This window comes from Halobaculum rubrum, from assembly GCF_019880225.1.
GTDB lineage: Archaea > Halobacteriota > Halobacteria > Halobacteriales > Haloferacaceae > Halobaculum > Halobaculum rubrum.
In genome coordinates this window covers 205,071-221,799 of record NZ_CP082284.1, presented here as the reverse complement: position 1 = coordinate 221,799, position 16,729 = coordinate 205,071, and the positions used below count along the sequence as shown (strand labels likewise).

18 protein-coding genes are annotated in these 16,729 nt (G+C 68.7%); 5 read left to right on the top strand and 13 right to left on the bottom strand.

The features are described 5' to 3' along the window. Positions 1 to 102 precede the first annotated feature (102 nt). Positions 103 to 1,086: a transcriptional regulator gene (locus K6T25_RS01175; RefSeq protein ID WP_222915853.1), complete on the top strand. Its 984-nt coding sequence runs from the start codon at positions 103 to 105 to the stop codon at positions 1,084 to 1,086. A gap of 52 nt (positions 1,087 to 1,138) precedes the next feature. Here the strand turns inward: K6T25_RS01175 and K6T25_RS01170 are convergent, their stop codons facing one another. Both K6T25_RS01170 and K6T25_RS01165 read right to left on the bottom strand, forming a co-directional pair. Next, positions 1,139 to 1,396, bottom strand: coding sequence for a glutathione S-transferase N-terminal domain-containing protein (locus K6T25_RS01170; protein WP_222915851.1), 258 nt, complete (start codon positions 1,394 to 1,396; stop codon positions 1,139 to 1,141). 105 nt (positions 1,397 to 1,501) lie between these two features. Continuing rightward, positions 1,502 to 2,698: a metal-dependent hydrolase family protein gene (locus tag K6T25_RS01165; RefSeq protein ID WP_222915849.1), complete on the bottom strand. Its 1,197-nt coding sequence runs from the start codon at positions 2,696 to 2,698 to the stop codon at positions 1,502 to 1,504. Positions 2,699 to 2,810: 112 nt separating this feature from the next. On the opposite strand from K6T25_RS01165, the gene K6T25_RS01160 reads away from it, so the two are divergent. After that, positions 2,811 to 3,434, top strand: a complete 624-nt coding sequence (locus K6T25_RS01160) for a DUF7978 family protein (RefSeq protein ID WP_225917777.1) — start codon at positions 2,811 to 2,813, stop codon at positions 3,432 to 3,434. 42 nt (positions 3,435 to 3,476) lie between these two features. Here the strand turns inward: K6T25_RS01160 and K6T25_RS01155 are convergent, their stop codons facing one another. After that, on the bottom strand, positions 3,477 to 4,076 hold the full coding sequence (locus K6T25_RS01155; protein ID WP_222915847.1) for a GNAT family N-acetyltransferase: 600 nt from the start codon (positions 4,074 to 4,076) through the stop codon (positions 3,477 to 3,479). 66 nt (positions 4,077 to 4,142) lie between these two features. Next, positions 4,143 to 4,763, bottom strand: coding sequence for a metal-dependent hydrolase (locus tag K6T25_RS01150; RefSeq protein WP_222915846.1), 621 nt, complete (start codon positions 4,761 to 4,763; stop codon positions 4,143 to 4,145). Positions 4,764 to 4,899: 136 nt separating this feature from the next. Here K6T25_RS01150 and K6T25_RS01145 point away from each other — a divergent pair, with 136 nt between their 5' ends. Beyond that, entirely contained in the window at positions 4,900 to 5,619 is a 720-nt protein-coding gene (locus tag K6T25_RS01145) for a helix-turn-helix domain-containing protein (protein WP_222915844.1), read from the top strand. A 23-nt stretch (positions 5,620 to 5,642) separates the two neighbouring features. Here the strand turns inward: K6T25_RS01145 and K6T25_RS01140 are convergent, their stop codons facing one another. The 6 genes from K6T25_RS01140 to K6T25_RS01115 form a co-directional block, all read right to left on the bottom strand. Then, positions 5,643 to 6,026, bottom strand: a complete 384-nt coding sequence (locus K6T25_RS01140) for a thioredoxin family protein (protein WP_222915842.1) — start codon at positions 6,024 to 6,026, stop codon at positions 5,643 to 5,645. Between the two features lie 96 nt (positions 6,027 to 6,122). Next, complete coding sequence (hmgB, locus tag K6T25_RS01135; RefSeq protein ID WP_222915840.1) at positions 6,123 to 7,460, bottom strand: hydroxymethylglutaryl-CoA synthase; 1,338 nt, start codon at positions 7,458 to 7,460, stop codon at positions 6,123 to 6,125. Positions 7,461 to 7,523: 63 nt separating this feature from the next. Continuing rightward, positions 7,524 to 9,134 carry an Ig-like domain-containing protein gene (locus K6T25_RS01130; protein ID WP_222915838.1) on the bottom strand — a complete coding sequence of 537 codons (1,611 nt, stop codon included), beginning with the start codon at positions 9,132 to 9,134 and terminating at the stop codon, positions 7,524 to 7,526. A gap of 75 nt (positions 9,135 to 9,209) precedes the next feature. Further along, positions 9,210 to 9,788 carry a DUF2150 family protein gene (locus tag K6T25_RS01125; protein WP_222915836.1) on the bottom strand — a complete coding sequence of 193 codons (579 nt, stop codon included), beginning with the start codon at positions 9,786 to 9,788 and terminating at the stop codon, positions 9,210 to 9,212. A gap of 219 nt (positions 9,789 to 10,007) precedes the next feature. Further along, positions 10,008 to 10,871 carry a TatD family hydrolase gene (locus K6T25_RS01120; protein WP_222915834.1) on the bottom strand — a complete coding sequence of 288 codons (864 nt, stop codon included), beginning with the start codon at positions 10,869 to 10,871 and terminating at the stop codon, positions 10,008 to 10,010. 96 nt (positions 10,872 to 10,967) lie between these two features. Beyond that, complete coding sequence (locus tag K6T25_RS01115; RefSeq protein ID WP_222915832.1) at positions 10,968 to 11,420, bottom strand: type IV pilin domain-containing protein; 453 nt, start codon at positions 11,418 to 11,420, stop codon at positions 10,968 to 10,970. Between the two features lie 184 nt (positions 11,421 to 11,604). Between K6T25_RS01115 and K6T25_RS01110 the strand changes: the two genes are divergently transcribed. Both K6T25_RS01110 and K6T25_RS01105 read left to right on the top strand, forming a co-directional pair. Then, the gene (locus K6T25_RS01110; protein WP_222915830.1) at positions 11,605 to 13,101 is read left to right on the top strand and encodes a replication factor C large subunit; all 1,497 of its coding nucleotides are present in this window, start codon (positions 11,605 to 11,607) and stop codon (positions 13,099 to 13,101) included. 99 nt (positions 13,102 to 13,200) lie between these two features. Then, a complete protein-coding gene (locus tag K6T25_RS01105) occupies positions 13,201 to 14,256 on the top strand; it encodes a zinc-dependent alcohol dehydrogenase family protein (RefSeq protein WP_222915828.1) in 1,056 nt (351 codons plus the stop codon). A gap of 40 nt (positions 14,257 to 14,296) precedes the next feature. Here K6T25_RS01105 and K6T25_RS01100 read toward each other — a convergent pair whose 3' ends face one another. The 3 genes from K6T25_RS01100 to K6T25_RS01090 are packed head-to-tail and all read right to left on the bottom strand — an operon-like array spanning position 14,297 to position 16,680. Next, positions 14,297 to 15,025, bottom strand: coding sequence for an amino acid ABC transporter ATP-binding protein (locus K6T25_RS01100; protein ID WP_222915826.1), 729 nt, complete (start codon positions 15,023 to 15,025; stop codon positions 14,297 to 14,299). Then, positions 15,025 to 15,861, bottom strand: a complete 837-nt coding sequence (locus tag K6T25_RS01095) for an amino acid ABC transporter permease (RefSeq protein ID WP_222915824.1) — start codon at positions 15,859 to 15,861, stop codon at positions 15,025 to 15,027. The genes K6T25_RS01100 and K6T25_RS01095 overlap by 1 nt, the downstream gene beginning before the upstream one ends. Positions 15,862 to 15,864: 3 nt before the next feature. After that, positions 15,865 to 16,680, bottom strand: a complete 816-nt coding sequence (locus K6T25_RS01090; RefSeq protein ID WP_222915822.1) for a transporter substrate-binding domain-containing protein — start codon at positions 16,678 to 16,680, stop codon at positions 15,865 to 15,867. Positions 16,681 to 16,729: the final 49 nt, after the last annotated feature.

The following is a 16,729-nucleotide window of genomic DNA, read 5'->3' as shown; positions in this document are numbered from 1 at the left end:
CTCTATCGGCCGCGAGCGCGTACTGACCGCGTGACGGCGTCGAATGGACCGTCGTGACACTCGGCACAATCCCTTTAACCGGTGAGTCGCGTATATACGAGTATGTCGCGGAAAGCGCTGGTCGGGAACGTGACCGCCATGCTCGCGGACGCCGACTTCCTGGTCAGCGAGCGCTGTGCGGTTCGCCCCAAAAGCTTCGACGTGGCCGCCCGGCGGGGAGAGGACCTCCTCCTCGTGAAGGTGCTCGGCAACGTCGACGCGTTCGACCGGGCCACGGGCGCGGAGATGCGCCGGCTCGGGGAGTACCTCTCGGGGACGCCGATCCTCGTGGGGATGCGCACGCGCGACGAGGACCTCAAGCCCGGCGTCGTCTACTTCCGCCATGGCGTCCCGGCGATCCATCCCGACACGTTGTACGATCTGCTCGTCGAGGAGGTGCCGCCGCTCATCTACGCCGCCCCCGGCGGTCTGTACGTCAACATCGACGGCGACACGATCGCGGACGAGCGCAGGGACCGTGACTGGAGCCTCGGCCGCCTGGCCGACGAGCTGGGCGTCTCCCGGCGCACCGTCGCGAAGTACGAGGACGGGATGAACGCCTCCGTCGAGGTCGCCGTCGAGCTGGAGGACCTGTTCGACCGCCCCTTCTCGGACCCGGTGCGAGTGATGGAGGGCGCCGAGGAGGTCCGCGAGGCCGACCCCACCCCGGAGCCGCCGGATGCCGACCCCGACGACGAGGACGTGTACGGCGTGCTCTCGCGGGCCGGCTTCGCGGTTCACCCGACCCAGCGGGCGCCGTTCACCGCAGTCGGCGAGGACGAGGCTGAACCGCGCGTGGAGTTCACGCTGCTCACTGGGCACTCGCCGTTTACCAGGACCGCCGAGAAACGCGCCAAGCTCATGGGGTCACTCGGGCGCGTCACCGGCACGCGCGCCGTCTACTTCACCGAGGGCGACGACGAGCCGAAAGAGGAGACCGTCGAGGGCACCGCCATCGTCACGATGGTCGAACTGTCGCGCGCCGACGACCCCGAGCGCATCCGCGAGCTGATCCGCGAGCGCTCCGACGAACCGGCGGAGGCGTGAGCGGCCCCGACAGCGCGGGATCGTTTGCGCGATCGACTGCGCGCCGAAACGACTACGCCGCGCCGTCGCCGTACGTCTCTTCGAGGTACGCGACGATGTCGTCGGACTCGGGCATCCCCTCGACGCCGTGTTCCTCGTCGACGAGGACGGGAACGCCGGTCTGTCCCGACACCTCCTCGACCTCGGTGCGGTCGGCGTGCGAGCCCGGGACCGCGATAGACTCGTACTCCAGGCCGAGTTCGGCCAGCTTGTTCGTCACCTTCGCACAGTACGGGCAGCCTTCCAGTTCGTAGAGGACGAGATCTGACATCGCGTCCGGACGTAGCGTCGCCGCCGACTTAAACTCCGCCGGGGTGTGCACCGGGTGCGCGGAGGCGATCCGCGACCGTCCGGCCCGACGCCGTCCGACCCGTGCTCAGTCGTCGCTGCGGGCGTCGACGATCGCCCGCTTCGTCCGTTCGGCTCCGCCCGCGACGACCCTTCCGCCCTTGATCACGACGCCCGGGTCGTTCAGCGCGGTGAGGTCGTCGGTCGGGTCCGCGTCGACGACGAGCAGGTCGGCGTGGGTCCCCGGATCCAGCGTCCCCTGTCCGTCGAGGCCGACGGCGGCGGCGGCGGTTTCGGTCATCGCGACGATCGCCTCCAGCGGGTCCATCGCGTACTCGTGCATGAGCCGAACCTCCGCCGCGTTGCTGCCGTGCATGTTGAACGGCGTCCCGGCGTCGGTTCCGCCGGCGATCCGGACGCCCGCCTCGACGGCGCGGGCGAACGAGTCGAGGTGGCGTTCGTACACCGCCTCGGTCTGGGTGCGATCCTCCTCGGTCGCGGCGGCGACGTTGCGGACGATGTGGTGGGGCGCCGACAGCGTCGGCACGAGCGTCACGTCCTCGCGGACGAGCATGTCGACCGCCTCGTCGTCGAGGAGCGTCCCGTGCTCGACGGTGTCGACGCCGGCCGCGACGGCCGCCTTCACCCCTGCGCCGCCGTGCGCATGGGTCGCCGTGTGCAGCCCGCGGCGATGGGCCTCGTCGACGAGCGTTTCCACCTCGGCGTCGGTGAGCGCGACGGCGTTCGGGTCGCTGCCGGGCGTCGTCACCCCGCCGGTCACCATGAACTTGATGAAGTCGGCGCCGCGCTTCGCCTGCTCGCGGACCGCCCGTCGGGCGTCGTCGGCGCCGGTGATCTCCCGGCCGAGATGGTGACCGTGGCCGCCGGTCGCCGTGATCGACCGGCAGTTCGCGACCGTTCGCGGGCCCGGAACGTCCCCCGAGTCGATCCGATCGCGAACGTGCACGTCCACGTCGCGTGCGCCCATCACGCGGGCACCGGTTACCCCCGCCTCAAGCGTCCGGCGAGCGTTGCGCGCCTCGGTCAACGCGAGTTCGGCGTCGCTTCGGCCGACGACGTCCTCGACGGTTCGCTCGCCCGACAGCGAGAAGTGCACGTGGGCGTCGACCAGCCCGGGGAGCACGGCGTACCCGGCGAGGTCGACGACCGATTCGTCGGTCCGGGCGGTCAGATCGCCCGCGTCCTCGATCCGTCCATCGGACACGCGGAGACCGCCGGTTCGAACGCCTCCGGAGTCCACGAGCGTCGCGTCCCGCAGAAGCATGCTCTCCGGTCCGGACGGCGGTCGAATGAGGGTTCCGGATCCGGGGGCGGAGGATCGCGGACCTGACGGCGCGGCCACAACGGGTTTAGCTCGCCGGGGGCTCCCCGAGGGCATGGGGGATGCACGGACGAACGCGGGAGCGACGGGATCGGACGGATCGAACACGGTCGGGAGACGCGAGCGGATCTCGCTGGGTCCCGGGGCGATCGCGGGCGTCGGCGCGTACCTGCTCGGCTATCTCGTGACGTACGCGACACAGGCTGGCGCGGTTCGTGAGCGGGTCTCGGGGCTGAACTTCCTCACCAGCCTGTTCGGCGGCGACCCGGTCGCGGCGTGGCAGGGCGTCGGCTGGTACTTCTACAACGCCCACTTCGTCGCGACCGTGTCGCCGTCGTTCGGCGGCGGGACGCGCTCGTCGAATCTCCTCGCGAGCGCGGACGCCGGCCTGACGTACCTGTACGTGGTACCGCCGCTCGCGCTGCTTTTCGCCGGCGTCGCGGTCGCCGTGTTTGCGGGCGTCGACGACCCCGCCTACGGGGCGCTGGCCGCGCTCGGCGTCGTCCCCGCGTACTTCCTGCTCGCGGTCGTCGGCACCGTCGCCTTCGCGTACGGCGTCGGCGACGCCGGGAGCGTCCACCCGGACTACGTCACGGGCGCGCTCCTCGCCGGCGTCGTCTACCCGGCCGTCTTCGGCGGTATCGGGGGTGCGCTGGGGTCGCTCGTCGGCGACGCCTGACGGCCGGTTCGGCGGGCGCGACTCCGTTCGCCCGCGGCGCCGCTACAGATCGCGGGCGACCATCTCGCCCCAGTGTTCGAAGCCGTATCGCTCGTAGAACGCCTGTGCGCGCTCGTTTTCTCGGTCCACGTCGAGCACCATCCGGTCGAGCGGCAGGTCCTGCTCGCGGGCGGTCGACAGCGCCGCCTCCATCAGGTCGTCGGCGACGCCCGTGCTGCGATACTCGGGGCGGACGTACACCTCGTTGAGGACGGCGGCGTCCCAGACGAACGACAGCGACTCCGGGAGGACGAACACGTAGCCCGCGAGGGCCGACGCCTCCCCGACGGGACCTTCGTCCGCGGCTGCGTCGTCCGCGGCGCCGTCTGCGGCGCCCCCCGTGGCGGCCGTGTCGCCTCCAGCCTCCGCGACCGTCACGGTCGCCGCCTGCTCGTCGACGCAGCGGTCGACCCACTCGAGCCAGCGTCGCCGATACTCGTCGGTCAACTTGGCCTCGTACGTCGCCGCCTTCTCCTCGCCGCCGGTTCCGGCGCCGAGTCCGGTCTCGAAGCCGCGCTTGAGCGCCCACAGCGCGTCGGCGTCGCTCGATTCGTACGGCCGGATCGTCGAATCAGCGTCGCTCCCGTCGTCCGTGTCGTCCATGCCGTCGTCTTCGCCGGCGGACGAATCAACCCGCCGGTGGCGGCGATCCCGACGACAGCGACCGCCTCACCGCCCACGCGCGAATCGAACCGCGAGCACGGCGGCGCTCGTCGCGACGAGCAGCAACTGCCACCCGGCCCACACGAGCGGAAACACCCGCTCGACGTCTTCGGCCTCGTCGCCGGGCGAGGGATCCACGCCGGTCGCGTAGTGGAGGGTCTCGGTCGTGCGAACCGTCTCGGGCGTCAGTTCGACGAACGTCTGAAAGAAGCCGCGCTGGTTCGACAGGCCGGCACGGCCGTTCAGGGTGTAGAACTGGTCGTGCACGGGCCAGAACAGGTTGACGCCGTTGGCGACGTAGTCCAGTCCGACCCCCGCGACGGCGAAGCCGGCGAGCGCGATCCACGCGACATGCGGCGCGGCGTCGCCCCAGTGTTCCCGCAGCCACGAGCGCTCGCGAACGCGGGCGTCGTATGCGAGCACGCCGACGAGCGCGATCGGGATCAGGACGTTATGGCCCAGCGAGCGATGTGCGCCCGCGAGCACCGGCGAAACGAACGAGTCCAGATCGGGGATCACGGTCGCCAAGAGGACGACGCCGACCGCGCGACGACCGAACGCGGACTCGCGCAGCAGCGCCGCCGCGAGCAGCCCCCCGAGCGCGAGGTGGACGAGCGTGGACGGCACGGGATGACTCTGGCGGCGCGACGGTATGGCCGTTTCGGCGTCCCGGGCTCCGATAGTTGGCATCGCTGACGGCGTCCGGGCGCCGTGAACCGTCCGCTCCGACACCCTTACACGCGGGTGCGACGACCTCCGGGCTATGACAGTGGGCGAGCACTCCGGCGAGGCGCGCGCGCAACTCGCCCGCCGGATCGCGGGCGAGATCACGCTCTCGACTGACCCCGGGGCGACGCTTCGAAAATGGCGGACGGACTTCGACGTCTCACAGACGGAGTTGGCCGAGCGGATGGACGTCTCATCGTCGGTCGTCTCCGACTACGAGAGCGGTCGCCGGGAGTCGCCCGGGATCGGCCTCGTCTCCCGGGTCGTGGAGGGGCTGCTCGACATCGACGAGGCCCGCGGCGGATCGCGGATCCGGCAGTTCGCACGCGTCGTCTCGGCGGGCTTCGAGTCGGACATCGTCCGCGACATCCGCGAGTATCCCGCGGCCATCCCGACCGAACGGGTGTACGAGGCGCTCGACGCCACCGAGATCACGGCCGGCGAGCGCGACACCGTCAACGGCCACACGGTGATCAACTCCATCGAGGCGATCACTTCGCTGTCCTCCGAGGAGTTCTATCGGCTGTACGGCCAGTCGACCGACCGCGCGTTAGTGTTCACGGGCGTCACCCGGGGAGAGTCGCCGCTGGTGGCGCTGCGGGTGGTGACGCCGACGCCGAACGCAGTGATCCTCCACGGCCTCGACGAGGGGGCGCTGTGGGATCACGCCGCCGCGCTGGCGCGAGTCGACGGGTTCTCCTTGGCGGTGTCGACCGCGGAGCTGGAGCCGGCATTGGAGAAGCTTCGAACGCTGTAGTCCGGGTCGCCGAAGCGGCAGCCTCAGCGGTGCGATTCGACGAACTCGACGAGCTCGTCGGCGCCGACGAACCCCTCGGCGAGGCGGTCGACCTCGACCGGCTCGCCGTCGTCGCCCGCCTCGAACAGTGCGAGCGTCGGCACCGAGCGGATCGCGTGCTCGCTCACCAGCGGCGGGTCGTCTCGGGGATTCACCAGGAGGATGGGCACGGTTGCATTCCGGGCGACGCCGCCCAAGACCGGCTCGATGCTCTTGCAGATCGAACAGCCGTTCGTGTAGAAGTCGACGAGTACCAGGTCCGACTCGGCGACGGCCGCTCGGAGTTCGTCGGGAAAGTCGTGGGCGTCGACGCTGCGGGGCTTGGGTGTCGTGTCGGCGGACGGCTCTGCGGCTGATGTGTCGCTCATGAACGAAGTTCGCCGTCCGCGGGTAAAGCCGTTGCACCCGAATGCGCGACCCGCGCATCGACGGGAGAACGCCGGACGCCGACGGCGAAGCGCTGTCTACTCGACGTAGTCGTACTTCCGCTCGCTCATGCGGCCCCAGCCGGTGAACACGAACTCGCCCTCGGGCTGGGTGAACTTCTCCATTTCCACGTCCATGTCGTGGTTGTGGCGATCGTGGACGCCCTCGTACTCCTCGTACGAGAGGTCGTAGCGCCGCTGGAGTTGGTCCTCGACGTTCGCCGCCTCGATCTCCTCGCGCCAGCCGTCGGCGACCGTCTCGGCGTGGATCTCCGCCTGCGCCCCGGAGCCGTACGACGCGACGAGGAGTTTCTTCCCCGCGAGGTCGCGGTCGTTCTCGGCGGCGCGTCGCAGCGCGGACGCGCGGGCGACGTGGACCGAGCCGGTGTACCAGTTACCGACGCGCCGGGCGATGTCGAGCGTCGGCTCGATCGTGTCGGCGTACCAGCTCTGGTACTCCTCGGTCTCCTTCAGGTCGTCCATGTACGCGCGGATGGCTTCCTCGTACGCCTCCCAGTCGTCGAAGTCCTCTTCGCGGGGCTGGCGGCCGATGCGACCCTCCAGCGCGTCCTCGATCTCCGTGTCGCGGATCATGTGCCGGTAGCCGAGCAGCCCCGCCTTGCGGACCATCCCCGGGAACGGCGTGTGGAACGGGACGTACGCGAAGTCGTCGGGGTGGGCGTCCCACGCGACGGACTCGAAGTCCGTCAACGCCTCGCGCATCCGCGCGAGATACACCTGCATCGAGCGCTTGCCGTCCACGCTGGGGAACTGCTGGTTCGGCTTCAGGAAGTCCGTCTCGTCGGCGCTGCCGTACCCCTGCTCGGTCGAGAGTTCGACGACCGACGGGTCCTCCGTGATGAGCATCGCGACCGCGCCGGCGCCCTGGGTCGCCTCGCCGGGGTCGCCGCGGGCGTACAGCGCGGTGTCGGTGGCGATGACCAGCGCCGCGCGCCCGCGATTTCGCCCCGCCTTGATCCAGTTGTACGCGTCGTCGATCGCCTGGGTGCCCGCGAGGCACGCGAACTTCCGCTCGCCCTTGTTCGCGTGGTGGAAGTCGTCGTCGTACACCTGCTCCAGGCAGCCCGCGATGTACGTCGAGACGGGCTTGGAGTTGTCGAACGCCGACTCCGTCGCCACGTCGATGCGCCCGATGTCCTGGGGGTCGAGCCCCTTCCGGTCGATCAGGCGCTTGGCCGCGTTCGCCCCCATCGTGACGATGTCCTCGTAGGCGTCCGGGAACGAGGACGTCTCCAGTCCGAGTCCCTTCGTGTACTTGCCGGGATCCTCACCCTTCGCCGGCGCGAACGTTCCGGGGAGGTCAAGCTGGAGCTTCCCCGTCCAGATCTCGATCGCGTCGATGCCGACTGCTGTCATGGGCGGGTGTATGCGAAACCGGGTTGTAGGTCTGTCGATGATCGAATACGTCGATCGTCGAAATCAGCCGGCATTGATGAAGTATGTAACGGACTCCCCGTTGTCGAACCGGAGACTAAGGACGAAGAACTCGTCTCTACTGAACTGCGCATCGCCGGAGAACTCAAGCGTGACAGTTGTCTCACCCGGAGGGAGGTTTATTTCGGGATCGAGCCGCTCAAACTTCCCACCGATGGTCAGCGTCGCGGACGGCGTCCCGCCCTGCCGAATCTCGGCGGTGTCGAACTCCTTTTTATTCTCCGTCTCGAAGTAAAAACTAACCCGCGCGTTGGTGACGTTCACTGTCGTGTTTGCAGTGTTGTTAAGCACCAGATCTGCGACACTTTTGCCGTTCGTCGTCTCGTCCTCGAGTCTGATCTCCCCGGCGGAAGCAGGATTGATACCCTCCGCGTCATCGCCTGTGCCCGCCGCTCCGCCATCGTTCACCGTGATGTCGACGCTCGCGTTCTCCGCCGTGGAGGCGTCGAACCCGGCGAGAGCGGGGTCGTCAGCGAACGAGAAGTTCAGCGTCGTGTTCGCGGTCCCGGCGGTGTATTCGAAGATCGCTCGTCCGTCACCGTTGGTACGTACGGTCGCATTGGTGTCGTCCACGAACGATCCGTCCGACGCGTAGCCGGTGACGGTCGTCCCCGAGACCGGGTTCCCGAACTGGTCGCGCACCTCGACGACGACCTCCCGGGTCGTCCCCTCGGTCATCTCCGAGGGGCGCTGGTCGATGTCGAGATACGCCGCCGATCGGTCCGGACCGTCGCCGGAGCCGACGTGGACCGCCGCGATGCCGAGCGAGTAGTTGCGATTGTCGTTCAGGTGGATCCTGATCCGGTCCTCCCCCGAGATAGATTCCGTCCCGTTCACCCACCCGTCCTCGATCTCCTCGTTCAACAGTTCGTTCTCCCACGTTTCGTTGCTGAGCGTCGTCGGGATCACGATCGTCAACTCTCCCGAGACGCGCTCGCGCCGGCTGATCGAACTGATCGACTCGGGGTCGACAGAAACGGTCGAAACACCGTTACGTTGGAGTTCTCCCGACACGGCGACGAGTGTGATCCGGTCGCCCCTGACGACGCCCTGATCGGTCAGCGTGAGGTTCGCCCCGTTGGAGAACCGATTGAACGCGACCCCCGATTCGTAGCGTGTCGTCGGAGCCCCGCGATAGAGGTTGTACCCCGGCTCGTACACGATGAACCGCGTCGACTTGTTCCGGTTCGCCGCGACGTTCCAGTAGTCGTTCGCCTCGCCGTTGGCGGAACTCTGAATCGTGATGTTCTCCAGCGTCACGTTCCCGCCGTCCGGCGGATCGACTGTCTGTAGTCTCCCCGACGCCGGCGGCGGGTTCACGAAGAACGTCCGACTCGGATAGCGCGTCCCGAGTTTCACCGTCGCCGGCGCGGCGTCGCCGGTCCGACCGGTGGCGGTGATACCGGACGACAGTTCCACCATGTCGGTCTGGACCTCCTGGTTGTGGAGGAACTCGACCTCGCGGTTCTGGTCGGGGACGACCGTGGCCTGGTACGTCGAGAGGGCGACGATCAGAAATCCGAAGAGGATCACCGCGCCGATCTGCACCGTGACGGCGCGGTCTCGCTCTCCGTTCCCGTCCCCCCGGCCAGTCATGGGGCCCTGTAGCCGGAGGACGGGGATAAGCGTGCGGGACCAAATATCAGTTCGGACGCCGCCACGTCGGTGATCTTACTCGTCTTCCTCGACGACCTCGGGGTCGGCCATCGCCGACTGCAGCGAGTCGAGCCCGTTGACCCACTCGGAGACGAAGCCGTACTCGAGGTCCTCGACGAGGTCCATCGGCAGCTCGTCGCCGTCGATGATGCGCGTGCCGGCCTGCACGAGGTAGCCGAGCGCGGCGTCGACGTCCTCCTCGGCCTCCGCGGCCGCGGCGGCCTCGACGTACTCGGCGACGGTTCCCTCCTCGGCGGGGCCGCCGACGACGTACTCCTCGGCGGCGTAGAACACGCACACCAGGCTCGTCTGAACGCCGTCGATCAACATCGCCTTCTCCTCGTCGGTGATGTCCACGTCGGCGAGCACGATGTCGCGGATGTCGGCGACCTCGTCGGTCGCCTCCTCCTCGCTCAGCTGGTCGTCGTCGTACGCCGCGAGGACTTTCGCGATCGCGATCGCGGTGTCGTCCTGAAGATTGAGCAGCAGTCGGGCGGAGTCCTCGTTTTCCGGATCGAGGTCTTCTTCCGCCACGCGGTCGAGCCAGTTCTGCCACCGGTCGGCGGTGTAGAACGTGTCCTCGGATTCGCTCATACCCACACGGTTTCGGCCTGTCTTGATAGGCCTTTCTTCTCTCCGTACGCCCGCCGATCCTGGCCGAGTCAGGGGATCTCCCGGCGATCTCCCGTGTCACTCTCATGCACCGATAGCGGCGACAGTTGCCGTCTCCGACGCCGGGCCGACCCAGTCTCCCGCGTCAGGCTCGCCCGACGACCGTTCCCAACTGTGAGTTCACGTATCTCTCCCGCGGGATCAGGTCGAATCCCCGGCCGACAGCGTCGCCTCGGTGTCGATGTCGTACACCGTCCGCGGCGTCTCCACGTGTGCGGTCCGCACCGCATCGTCGTACCCCTCCTCGAGCAGCCACCGGACGCGCCGCGGCACGGTCTTCGGCCCCAACACCATTCCCGGCTTCTCGGGGTCGTCGACGAAGTCCGTCTCCATCAGGAACGGCTCCCCGCGCTCGGCGGCGGTCGACAGCCAGTCCGTCTCGCTCATCACGCTCGGGGTCGGGCCGGCCAGTGTCCCGGAGGCGTAGTGTTTCACGACGCGAGAGGGGTCCATCCCGGCGTCGGCGGCCCACTCGGCGATCCCGGTGAGGTCCTCGCTCGCCTCCGTGTGAAGTTGCACCGCACAGTCCAACTCGGCGCCGTACTCGAACGCCCGGCGCATCACGGCGTTCGACCCCTCCCACACCGCCTCGGACACGTCGTAGTGCGGCCGTCCGGACTTCAGCCCCAGCGCGCGACCCTCCGCGACGAACTCCGCGGCGACGGACAGCCCCTCGCACATCAGATCCCGCGCCGCTGTCGGCTCGTATCCCTCCTCGTCGACGAGGCGGGAGATCAACCCCGGATGAACGCCGAGCACGGGCCATGCCCGTCCGGGAAGCCGGTCGCTCGCCTCACGGACCGCGTCGACCGTCGCCTCGAACACTGGGCGGAACTCCTCGCGGCTCGACGGGATCGGACCGAGGTGCCACGAGGGCTTGTTGACGACGATCAAGTGTGTGCCGCCGAGGCGTGCGAAGTCGTCGACGGCGGCCATGCCACGGCCGTGCTCGGGGTCGAGGTGGAGGTGGTTGTCGAGCACGGGCGTCCCGAGGTCCTCGCTCATACTCGGGGTTGCGCGGCGGCGCTCGAAAACTCTGCGGGCCGCGGTCGTCGCCGGCGGGGGCGAACCACCGCGGCTGCCCCTCCCGCCGACGTGCCCTCAAAACGGCGTCCGCCCACGAGCGAGCACGACGGAGGCCCGCCCGTCCGGGTCGGTCCAGACCAACCGCACGTCGGTTCCCGACGGAACCGGCCCATCCGTCTCTTCTGAGAGCATGATGCTGTCGCCGCCGGTGAGCGGGTAGCGATCCTTCACCGCGGCGTGCTCGTGGCCGCTGTCGGCGACGAGCGTCAGGTTGCCCGTGTTCTGCTTGGTGACGGTTTCCCCGCCGTGGATACTGGCGGCCACCTCGTAGTCGTTGCCGACCGTCCGATAGGTGAAGTCGACCGACAGCGCCGGGGGACCGGCACCGAGTCCGCCCGGGAGGCCGAGCACCGCGGCGCCGAGCACGGCCGCAAGCACGACCGTGATCGCGACCATCGTGACGGTCGCGATCACCGGCGTCACCGCTCTGTCGCGCGAGGGCGTGTCCCGCTGTGGTGTCGCTGTCATGGGTTTCCGACTGTCGGGTCCCCAGCGACGCGCCCGAACTACCGGAACTCTCCCGGTTCGATACGTAATCGCGTCGCCGGGAGAATCACGGCTGATACCGAAAGCGCCCGACCTGTGGGACGATCGCCGGCGCGGTCCGCCCCCGTCCACAACCACTAAACGCGGCTCGCTCCTCCCTCCGATAATGACCGACTGGACGGAGCGGTACCGCCCATCCTCGCTCTCGGAGCTCCGGGGCAACGACAAGGCGGTGAAGGGGGTCCGCGAGTGGGCCGACACGTGGGACGACCACCGCGAGGCGCTCGTCGTCCACGGCTCGCCGGGGGTCGGGAAGACCTCCGCGGCGCACGCGTTGGCGGCGGACATGGGCTGGGAGACAGTCGAGCTGAACGCGTCCGACCAGCGCACCGCCGACGTGATCGAGCGGTACGCCGGCCGCGCGGCGAACAACGAGACGCTCAGCGGCTCCAGCGGCGGCGACGACACCGGCGGCCGCCAGCTGGTGGTCCTCGACGAGGCGGACAACATTCACGGCAACTACGACCGCGGCGGCAAGAGCGCGGTGACGGAGCTGGTGAAAAGCGCCGGCCAGCCGGTGATCCTCATCGCCAACGAGTACTACGAGATGAGTCGCGGACTGCGCAACGCGACGCAGGACATCGAGTTCCGCGACGTGGGCACGCGATCGATCGTGCCCGTCCTCCGCGACATCTGCCGCAAGGAGGGGATCGAGTTCGACTCGGACGCGCTCGATCGCATCGCCGAGCGCAACAACGGCGACCTCCGCGGCGCCGTCAACGACCTGCAGGCCGTCGCCGACGGCAGGAACCGACTCACGCTGGAGGACGTGATCACCGGCGACCGCGACCGTTCGATGGGGGTCTTCCCGTTCCTCGATCTGGTGCTCAAGGAGACCGAGTCCGCACAGGAGGCGTTGCAGGCCAGCTACGACGTGGACGAGACGCCGGACGACCTGACGAAGTGGATCGAGGACAACATGCTGGAGGTGTACGACGCGGCGGAGGCGACCCGCGCGTACGATTATCTCGCCGACGCCGACGTGTGGCTCGGTCGCGTGTGGGCCAGCCAGAACTACTCGTACTGGCGCTACGCCGGCGACAACCTCTCGGCGGGCGTCGCTGCCGCCCGCGACGAGACGAAGGGCGGATGGACGCGCTGGGGTCGCCCGCAGTTCTACCACTCCACCTCGAACACCAGCGACGAGGTCGTCCGCGCCATCGCCGAGCGCGGCGGCTTCTCGATGGACACGGCCCGCCGCGCCGTGTTGCCGTATCTTCAGGCGATGACCCACCACTGCAAACCGCGGGAACTGACGGTCGAAATGGCCGCCGCCTACGAGTTCGAGGAGGAGCACATCTCGTTCGTCACCGGCTCGGGCGAGACGACGAACAAGGTCGAGTCGATCGTCGCGGACGCCGAAGAGATGCGGGCAGAACGCATGGAAGCGCACTCCGGCGGGGCGTTCGCGGGCGTCGCGCCGAGCACGGAAGCGGAGAGGGAGGCGGAAGCCGAGACGGACGAGGGATCCGACGACGGCCAGACGAGCCTCGCGGCCGCCGGCGGGAACGAAACAGAACACATGGACGATGACGACCGCGACGCCGACCCCGATGCCGCCGAAGAAGACGACGGCCAGTCGGGGCTGTCGGACTTCATGTGATCCGCCCGAACCCCGTGTGATCGGCGACGGGACCCCGCGGCCGTCCCGCCGTTCGCCGGGACAGACCTACTTTTCATCCCCGTCCCCGAACCACGAGCCATGCAAGCGGCCGTCCTCCGCGAGTACGGGGAGCCACTGGACGTGACCGACGTTCCCGGGCCTGAGCTGGAACCCCACGGCGTCGTCGTCGACGTCGAGGCGTGCGGCATCTGCCGCTCCGACTGGCACGCCTGGATGGGCCACGGCGAGTGGGCCGACGATCAGGTCCCCCTCGACTACGTGCTCGGTCACGAGCCCGCGGGCACCGTCGTCGCGGTCGGGGAGCGCGTCGCCTCCGTCGAGGAGGGCGACCGCGTCGCCGTCCCGTTCAATCTCGGCTGCGGCGCCTGCCCCGAGTGCGTGAACGGCCACGGGAACACCTGCCTCGACGGTCGTGCGCTGGGGTTCGAGCGCGCGGCGCCGGGCGCGTTCGCCGAGCGGGTGCACCTCCCGCACGCCGACTACAACGCGATGCGCCTGCCGGAGGGCGTCGCCCCCCAGGACGTGGCCGCGCTGGGCTGCCGGTTCATGACCGCCTACCACGCGTTGGAACACCGTGCGGTCGTCGGCGCCGGCGAGTGGGTCGCCGTCCACGGCTGCGGCGGCGTCGGGCTCTCGGCAGTGCAGGTCGCGGACGCCCTCGGGGCCCGTGTGATCGCCGTCGACGTGGACGACAGTGCGCTCTCGCGGGCGACGGCGGCGGGCGCCGACGAGACCGTCCGCGGCGACGAGGTGGACGTGCCCGACGCGGTCGAATCGATCACCGGTCGGGGTGCACACGTCTCGGTGGACGCGCTCGGCCGAGCGGAGACGTGCCGCAACTCCGTCGGCTGCCTCCGCGAGCGCGGCACGCACGTGCAGGTCGGGCTGACGACCGACGCCGAGAAGGGGGAGGTGTCGCTGCCGACGGACGCGATGAGCCGCTGGGAGGTGGACTTCCTCGGCTCGCGCGGGATGCCGCCGACGCGGTACGACGAGCTGCTCGGCCTGTTGGAGGCCGGAGACCTCGATCCGAGCGTGCTCGTCGGTCGCGAGGTCGGGTTGGACGAGGTGCCGGAGCGACTGGCGGCGATGACCGACTACGAGACAGACGGGGTCGAGGTGCTGACGTTCTGACCGAGATGGAGCGAACGCGACCGGCGGGTGATCGCCGGCGTTACAGTAGCTTCGAGAGGAACTGTTGCCCGCGCTCGGTCGTCGGCTGGTCGAAGAACTGCTCGGGGGGCGTCCGCTCGACGATCCGGCCGTCGGCCATGAGCGTCACCGTGTCGGCGACCTCGCGGGCGAAGCCCATCTCGTGGGTGACGACCATCATCGTCATCCCCTCCTCGGCCAGATCGCGCATGACCTCCAGCACCTCGCCGACCAGCTCGGGGTCGAGCGCGCTGGTCACCTCGTCGAACAGCATCACGTCGGGATCCATCGCGAGCGCGCGGGCGATGGCGACGCGCTGCTGCTGGCCGCCGGAGAGCTCGCTCGGGTACGAATCCGTCTGGGCCCCAAGGCCCACCCGCTCCAGCAGGTCCCGTGCGTTCTCGTTTGCCTTCTCCTCCGGGACGTTCTTCACCCGCTTGGGGGCGAGCGCGACGTTCTCTAGGGCCGTTTTGTGCGGGAAGAGATTGAACGACTGGAACACCATTCCGATGCGCTGGCGGAGCTGGTTGATGTCGGCGTCCGGGTCGGTGAGCGGCACGCCGTCGAGGCGGATCTCCCCGGACTGGATCTCCTCGAGACGGTTCGTACACCGCAGGAGCGTCGACTTCCCGGACCCCGAGGGACCGATGACGACGGCCACCTCCTGTTCGTCGACCGACAGATCGATGTCCTTCAGCACGTGCGTCTCGCCGAAGTACTTGTTCACCCCATCGAACTCGAGCAGTGCCATCAGTCGTCACCTCCGTGAGTCGCCGGATCGGCACGGTCCTCGAGCGTCCGGATCACCTTCCCGAGCGGGACCGTGATCATGAGGTACGCGATCGCGACGAGGACGATCGGCGTCCACGCGTCGAACGTCGCGGAGTTGATCTGCCGGAACGCCGAGAGGAGTTCCGGGATCGCCAGCACCGTCAGCAGCGAGGTGTCCTTCACGAGGATCACCTGGTCGTTGCCGATGGCGGCCAGGGAGTTGCGCCACGCCTGCGGGAGGATGACCTCGCGCATCGACTGGATGTACGACAGGCCCAGCGAGCGCGAGGCCTCCATCTGGCCGTCCGGGATCGACTCGATGCCGCCGCGGAGCGCCTCGCCGACGTACGCGGCGTGGTTGAGCGTCAGCCCGATGACCGCGGCGTAGTAGTTGAACCCCTGAATGGGGAACTGGCCCGGCGGCCACAACTGAGGGATGCCCAGATAGATGACGAACAGTTGGAACAACAGCGGCGTCCCCCGGAAGAACTCGATGTAGCTCTTAGCGATCGAACTCGTCACGCGCGTCTTCGAGACGCGCGCCAACCCGACCAAGACGCCCGCGATCACCGACAGCACGCTTGAGACCACGACGATCCCGATGACGCGCAGGAACGCGAACGTGAACTGCGGGTAGACGATGTTGACCAGCAGCGCGTAGTCGACCCTGACGAACAGGATGTACGCGATGAACGCGGCGACGCCGAGCGCGAACACCGTCGTCCCGACGATGCCGAGTCGTCGGAACGTGCGGTCGTTCAGCCGTTCGAAAAAACCGCGATCCCGCTCTGCCGCGCGCCCGGTGTCTGTCGCCATCGGTTACCCGGCGAAGTATTCGCTGTAGATCTCGTCGTACGTCCCGTTGTCCTTGATGGTCGCGAGCGCGCCGTTGACCTCCTCGAGGAGCTCGTCGTCGTCCTCGCGGAACGCGATACCGTAGTTCTCGACGGTGAGCGTGAGGTACGGCGGCGCGTCCTGGCCGGCCTCGCTGGCGGCGCCCTCGCCCTCGACGAACCGGACCTCCCCCTCGCCATCGCCGTTGACGAACTCCGCGCTGACGGTGTTGTCGTTGACCACGGCGTCGACCTGGTTGTTCAGCAGGGCGCTGAACGCGTCGGGGATCTGGTCGTACTCGTTGATCTCGAGGTCGCCCCCGAGGTCCTCCTTGAGCGACTGGGCGGCGGCGGCGCCGGTGGTCCCCTTCTGGACGCCGACGCGGACGCCCGCCATGTCCTCCACGGAGGAGATGTCGGAGTCCTCTAGCACGACGATGGTCTGGTACGCCGTGAAGTACGGGTCCGAGAAGTCGACCTCCTCGTCGCGCTCGTCGTTGATCGTCATCGCGGACATGATGACGCGGAAGTTCCCGTTGTTCAACGACGGGATGATGGTGTCGAACGACGTCTGGACGAACTCGTGCTCGTAGCCGAGTTCCTCGGTGAACACCGCCTGCGCGATGTCGACGTCGAAGCCGGTCAGCTCCCCGTCGGTCGTCTCGTACTCGAACGGCCGGTACGGAATGTCCGAGCCGATGGTGATCGTCTCGCTTTCGCCGCCGCCGCCGCCGAGACAGCCGGCGGCCGTGAGCGCTACGCCGGTCGCGCCGGCGGACTTGATGTACGTGCGTCTATCCATGACAGCGTGTGATACTCCGGCCTGGCTATTAGTTCCCTTCGGTGGCCGT

Bases quoted from the DNA above. Each gene is read 5' to 3' on its own strand.
- K6T25_RS01100 (WP_222915826.1), bottom strand. From the start codon at position 15,025: ATGGCACTGCTCGAGTTCGATGGGGTGAACAAGTACTTCGGCGAGACG.
- K6T25_RS01120 (WP_222915834.1), bottom strand. From the start codon at position 10,871: ATGAGCGAGGACCTCGGGACGCCCGTGCTCGACAACCACCTCCACCTC.
- K6T25_RS01165 (WP_222915849.1), bottom strand. From the start codon at position 2,698: ATGCTTCTGCGGGACGCGACGCTCGTGGACTCCGGAGGCGTTCGAACC.
- K6T25_RS01105 (WP_222915828.1), top strand. From the start codon at position 13,201: ATGCAAGCGGCCGTCCTCCGCGAGTACGGGGAGCCACTGGACGTGACC.
- K6T25_RS01115 (WP_222915832.1), bottom strand. From the start codon at position 11,420: ATGACAGCGACACCACAGCGGGACACGCCCTCGCGCGACAGAGCGGTG.
- K6T25_RS01160 (WP_225917777.1), top strand. From the start codon at position 2,811: ATGGGGGATGCACGGACGAACGCGGGAGCGACGGGATCGGACGGATCG.
- K6T25_RS01090 (WP_222915822.1), bottom strand. From the start codon at position 16,680: ATGGATAGACGCACGTACATCAAGTCCGCCGGCGCGACCGGCGTAGCG.
- K6T25_RS01110 (WP_222915830.1), top strand. From the start codon at position 11,605: ATGACCGACTGGACGGAGCGGTACCGCCCATCCTCGCTCTCGGAGCTC.
- hmgB (WP_222915840.1), bottom strand. From the start codon at position 7,460: ATGACAGCAGTCGGCATCGACGCGATCGAGATCTGGACGGGGAAGCTC.
- K6T25_RS01175 (WP_222915853.1), top strand. From the start codon at position 103: ATGTCGCGGAAAGCGCTGGTCGGGAACGTGACCGCCATGCTCGCGGAC.
- K6T25_RS01155 (WP_222915847.1), bottom strand. From the start codon at position 4,076: ATGGACGACACGGACGACGGGAGCGACGCTGATTCGACGATCCGGCCG.
- K6T25_RS01145 (WP_222915844.1), top strand. From the start codon at position 4,900: ATGACAGTGGGCGAGCACTCCGGCGAGGCGCGCGCGCAACTCGCCCGC.
- K6T25_RS01140 (WP_222915842.1), bottom strand. From the start codon at position 6,026: ATGAGCGACACATCAGCCGCAGAGCCGTCCGCCGACACGACACCCAAG.
- K6T25_RS01095 (WP_222915824.1), bottom strand. From the start codon at position 15,861: ATGGCGACAGACACCGGGCGCGCGGCAGAGCGGGATCGCGGTTTTTTC.
- K6T25_RS01170 (WP_222915851.1), bottom strand. From the start codon at position 1,396: ATGTCAGATCTCGTCCTCTACGAACTGGAAGGCTGCCCGTACTGTGCG.
- K6T25_RS01125 (WP_222915836.1), bottom strand. From the start codon at position 9,788: ATGAGCGAATCCGAGGACACGTTCTACACCGCCGACCGGTGGCAGAAC.
- K6T25_RS01130 (WP_222915838.1), bottom strand. From the start codon at position 9,134: ATGACTGGCCGGGGGGACGGGAACGGAGAGCGAGACCGCGCCGTCACG.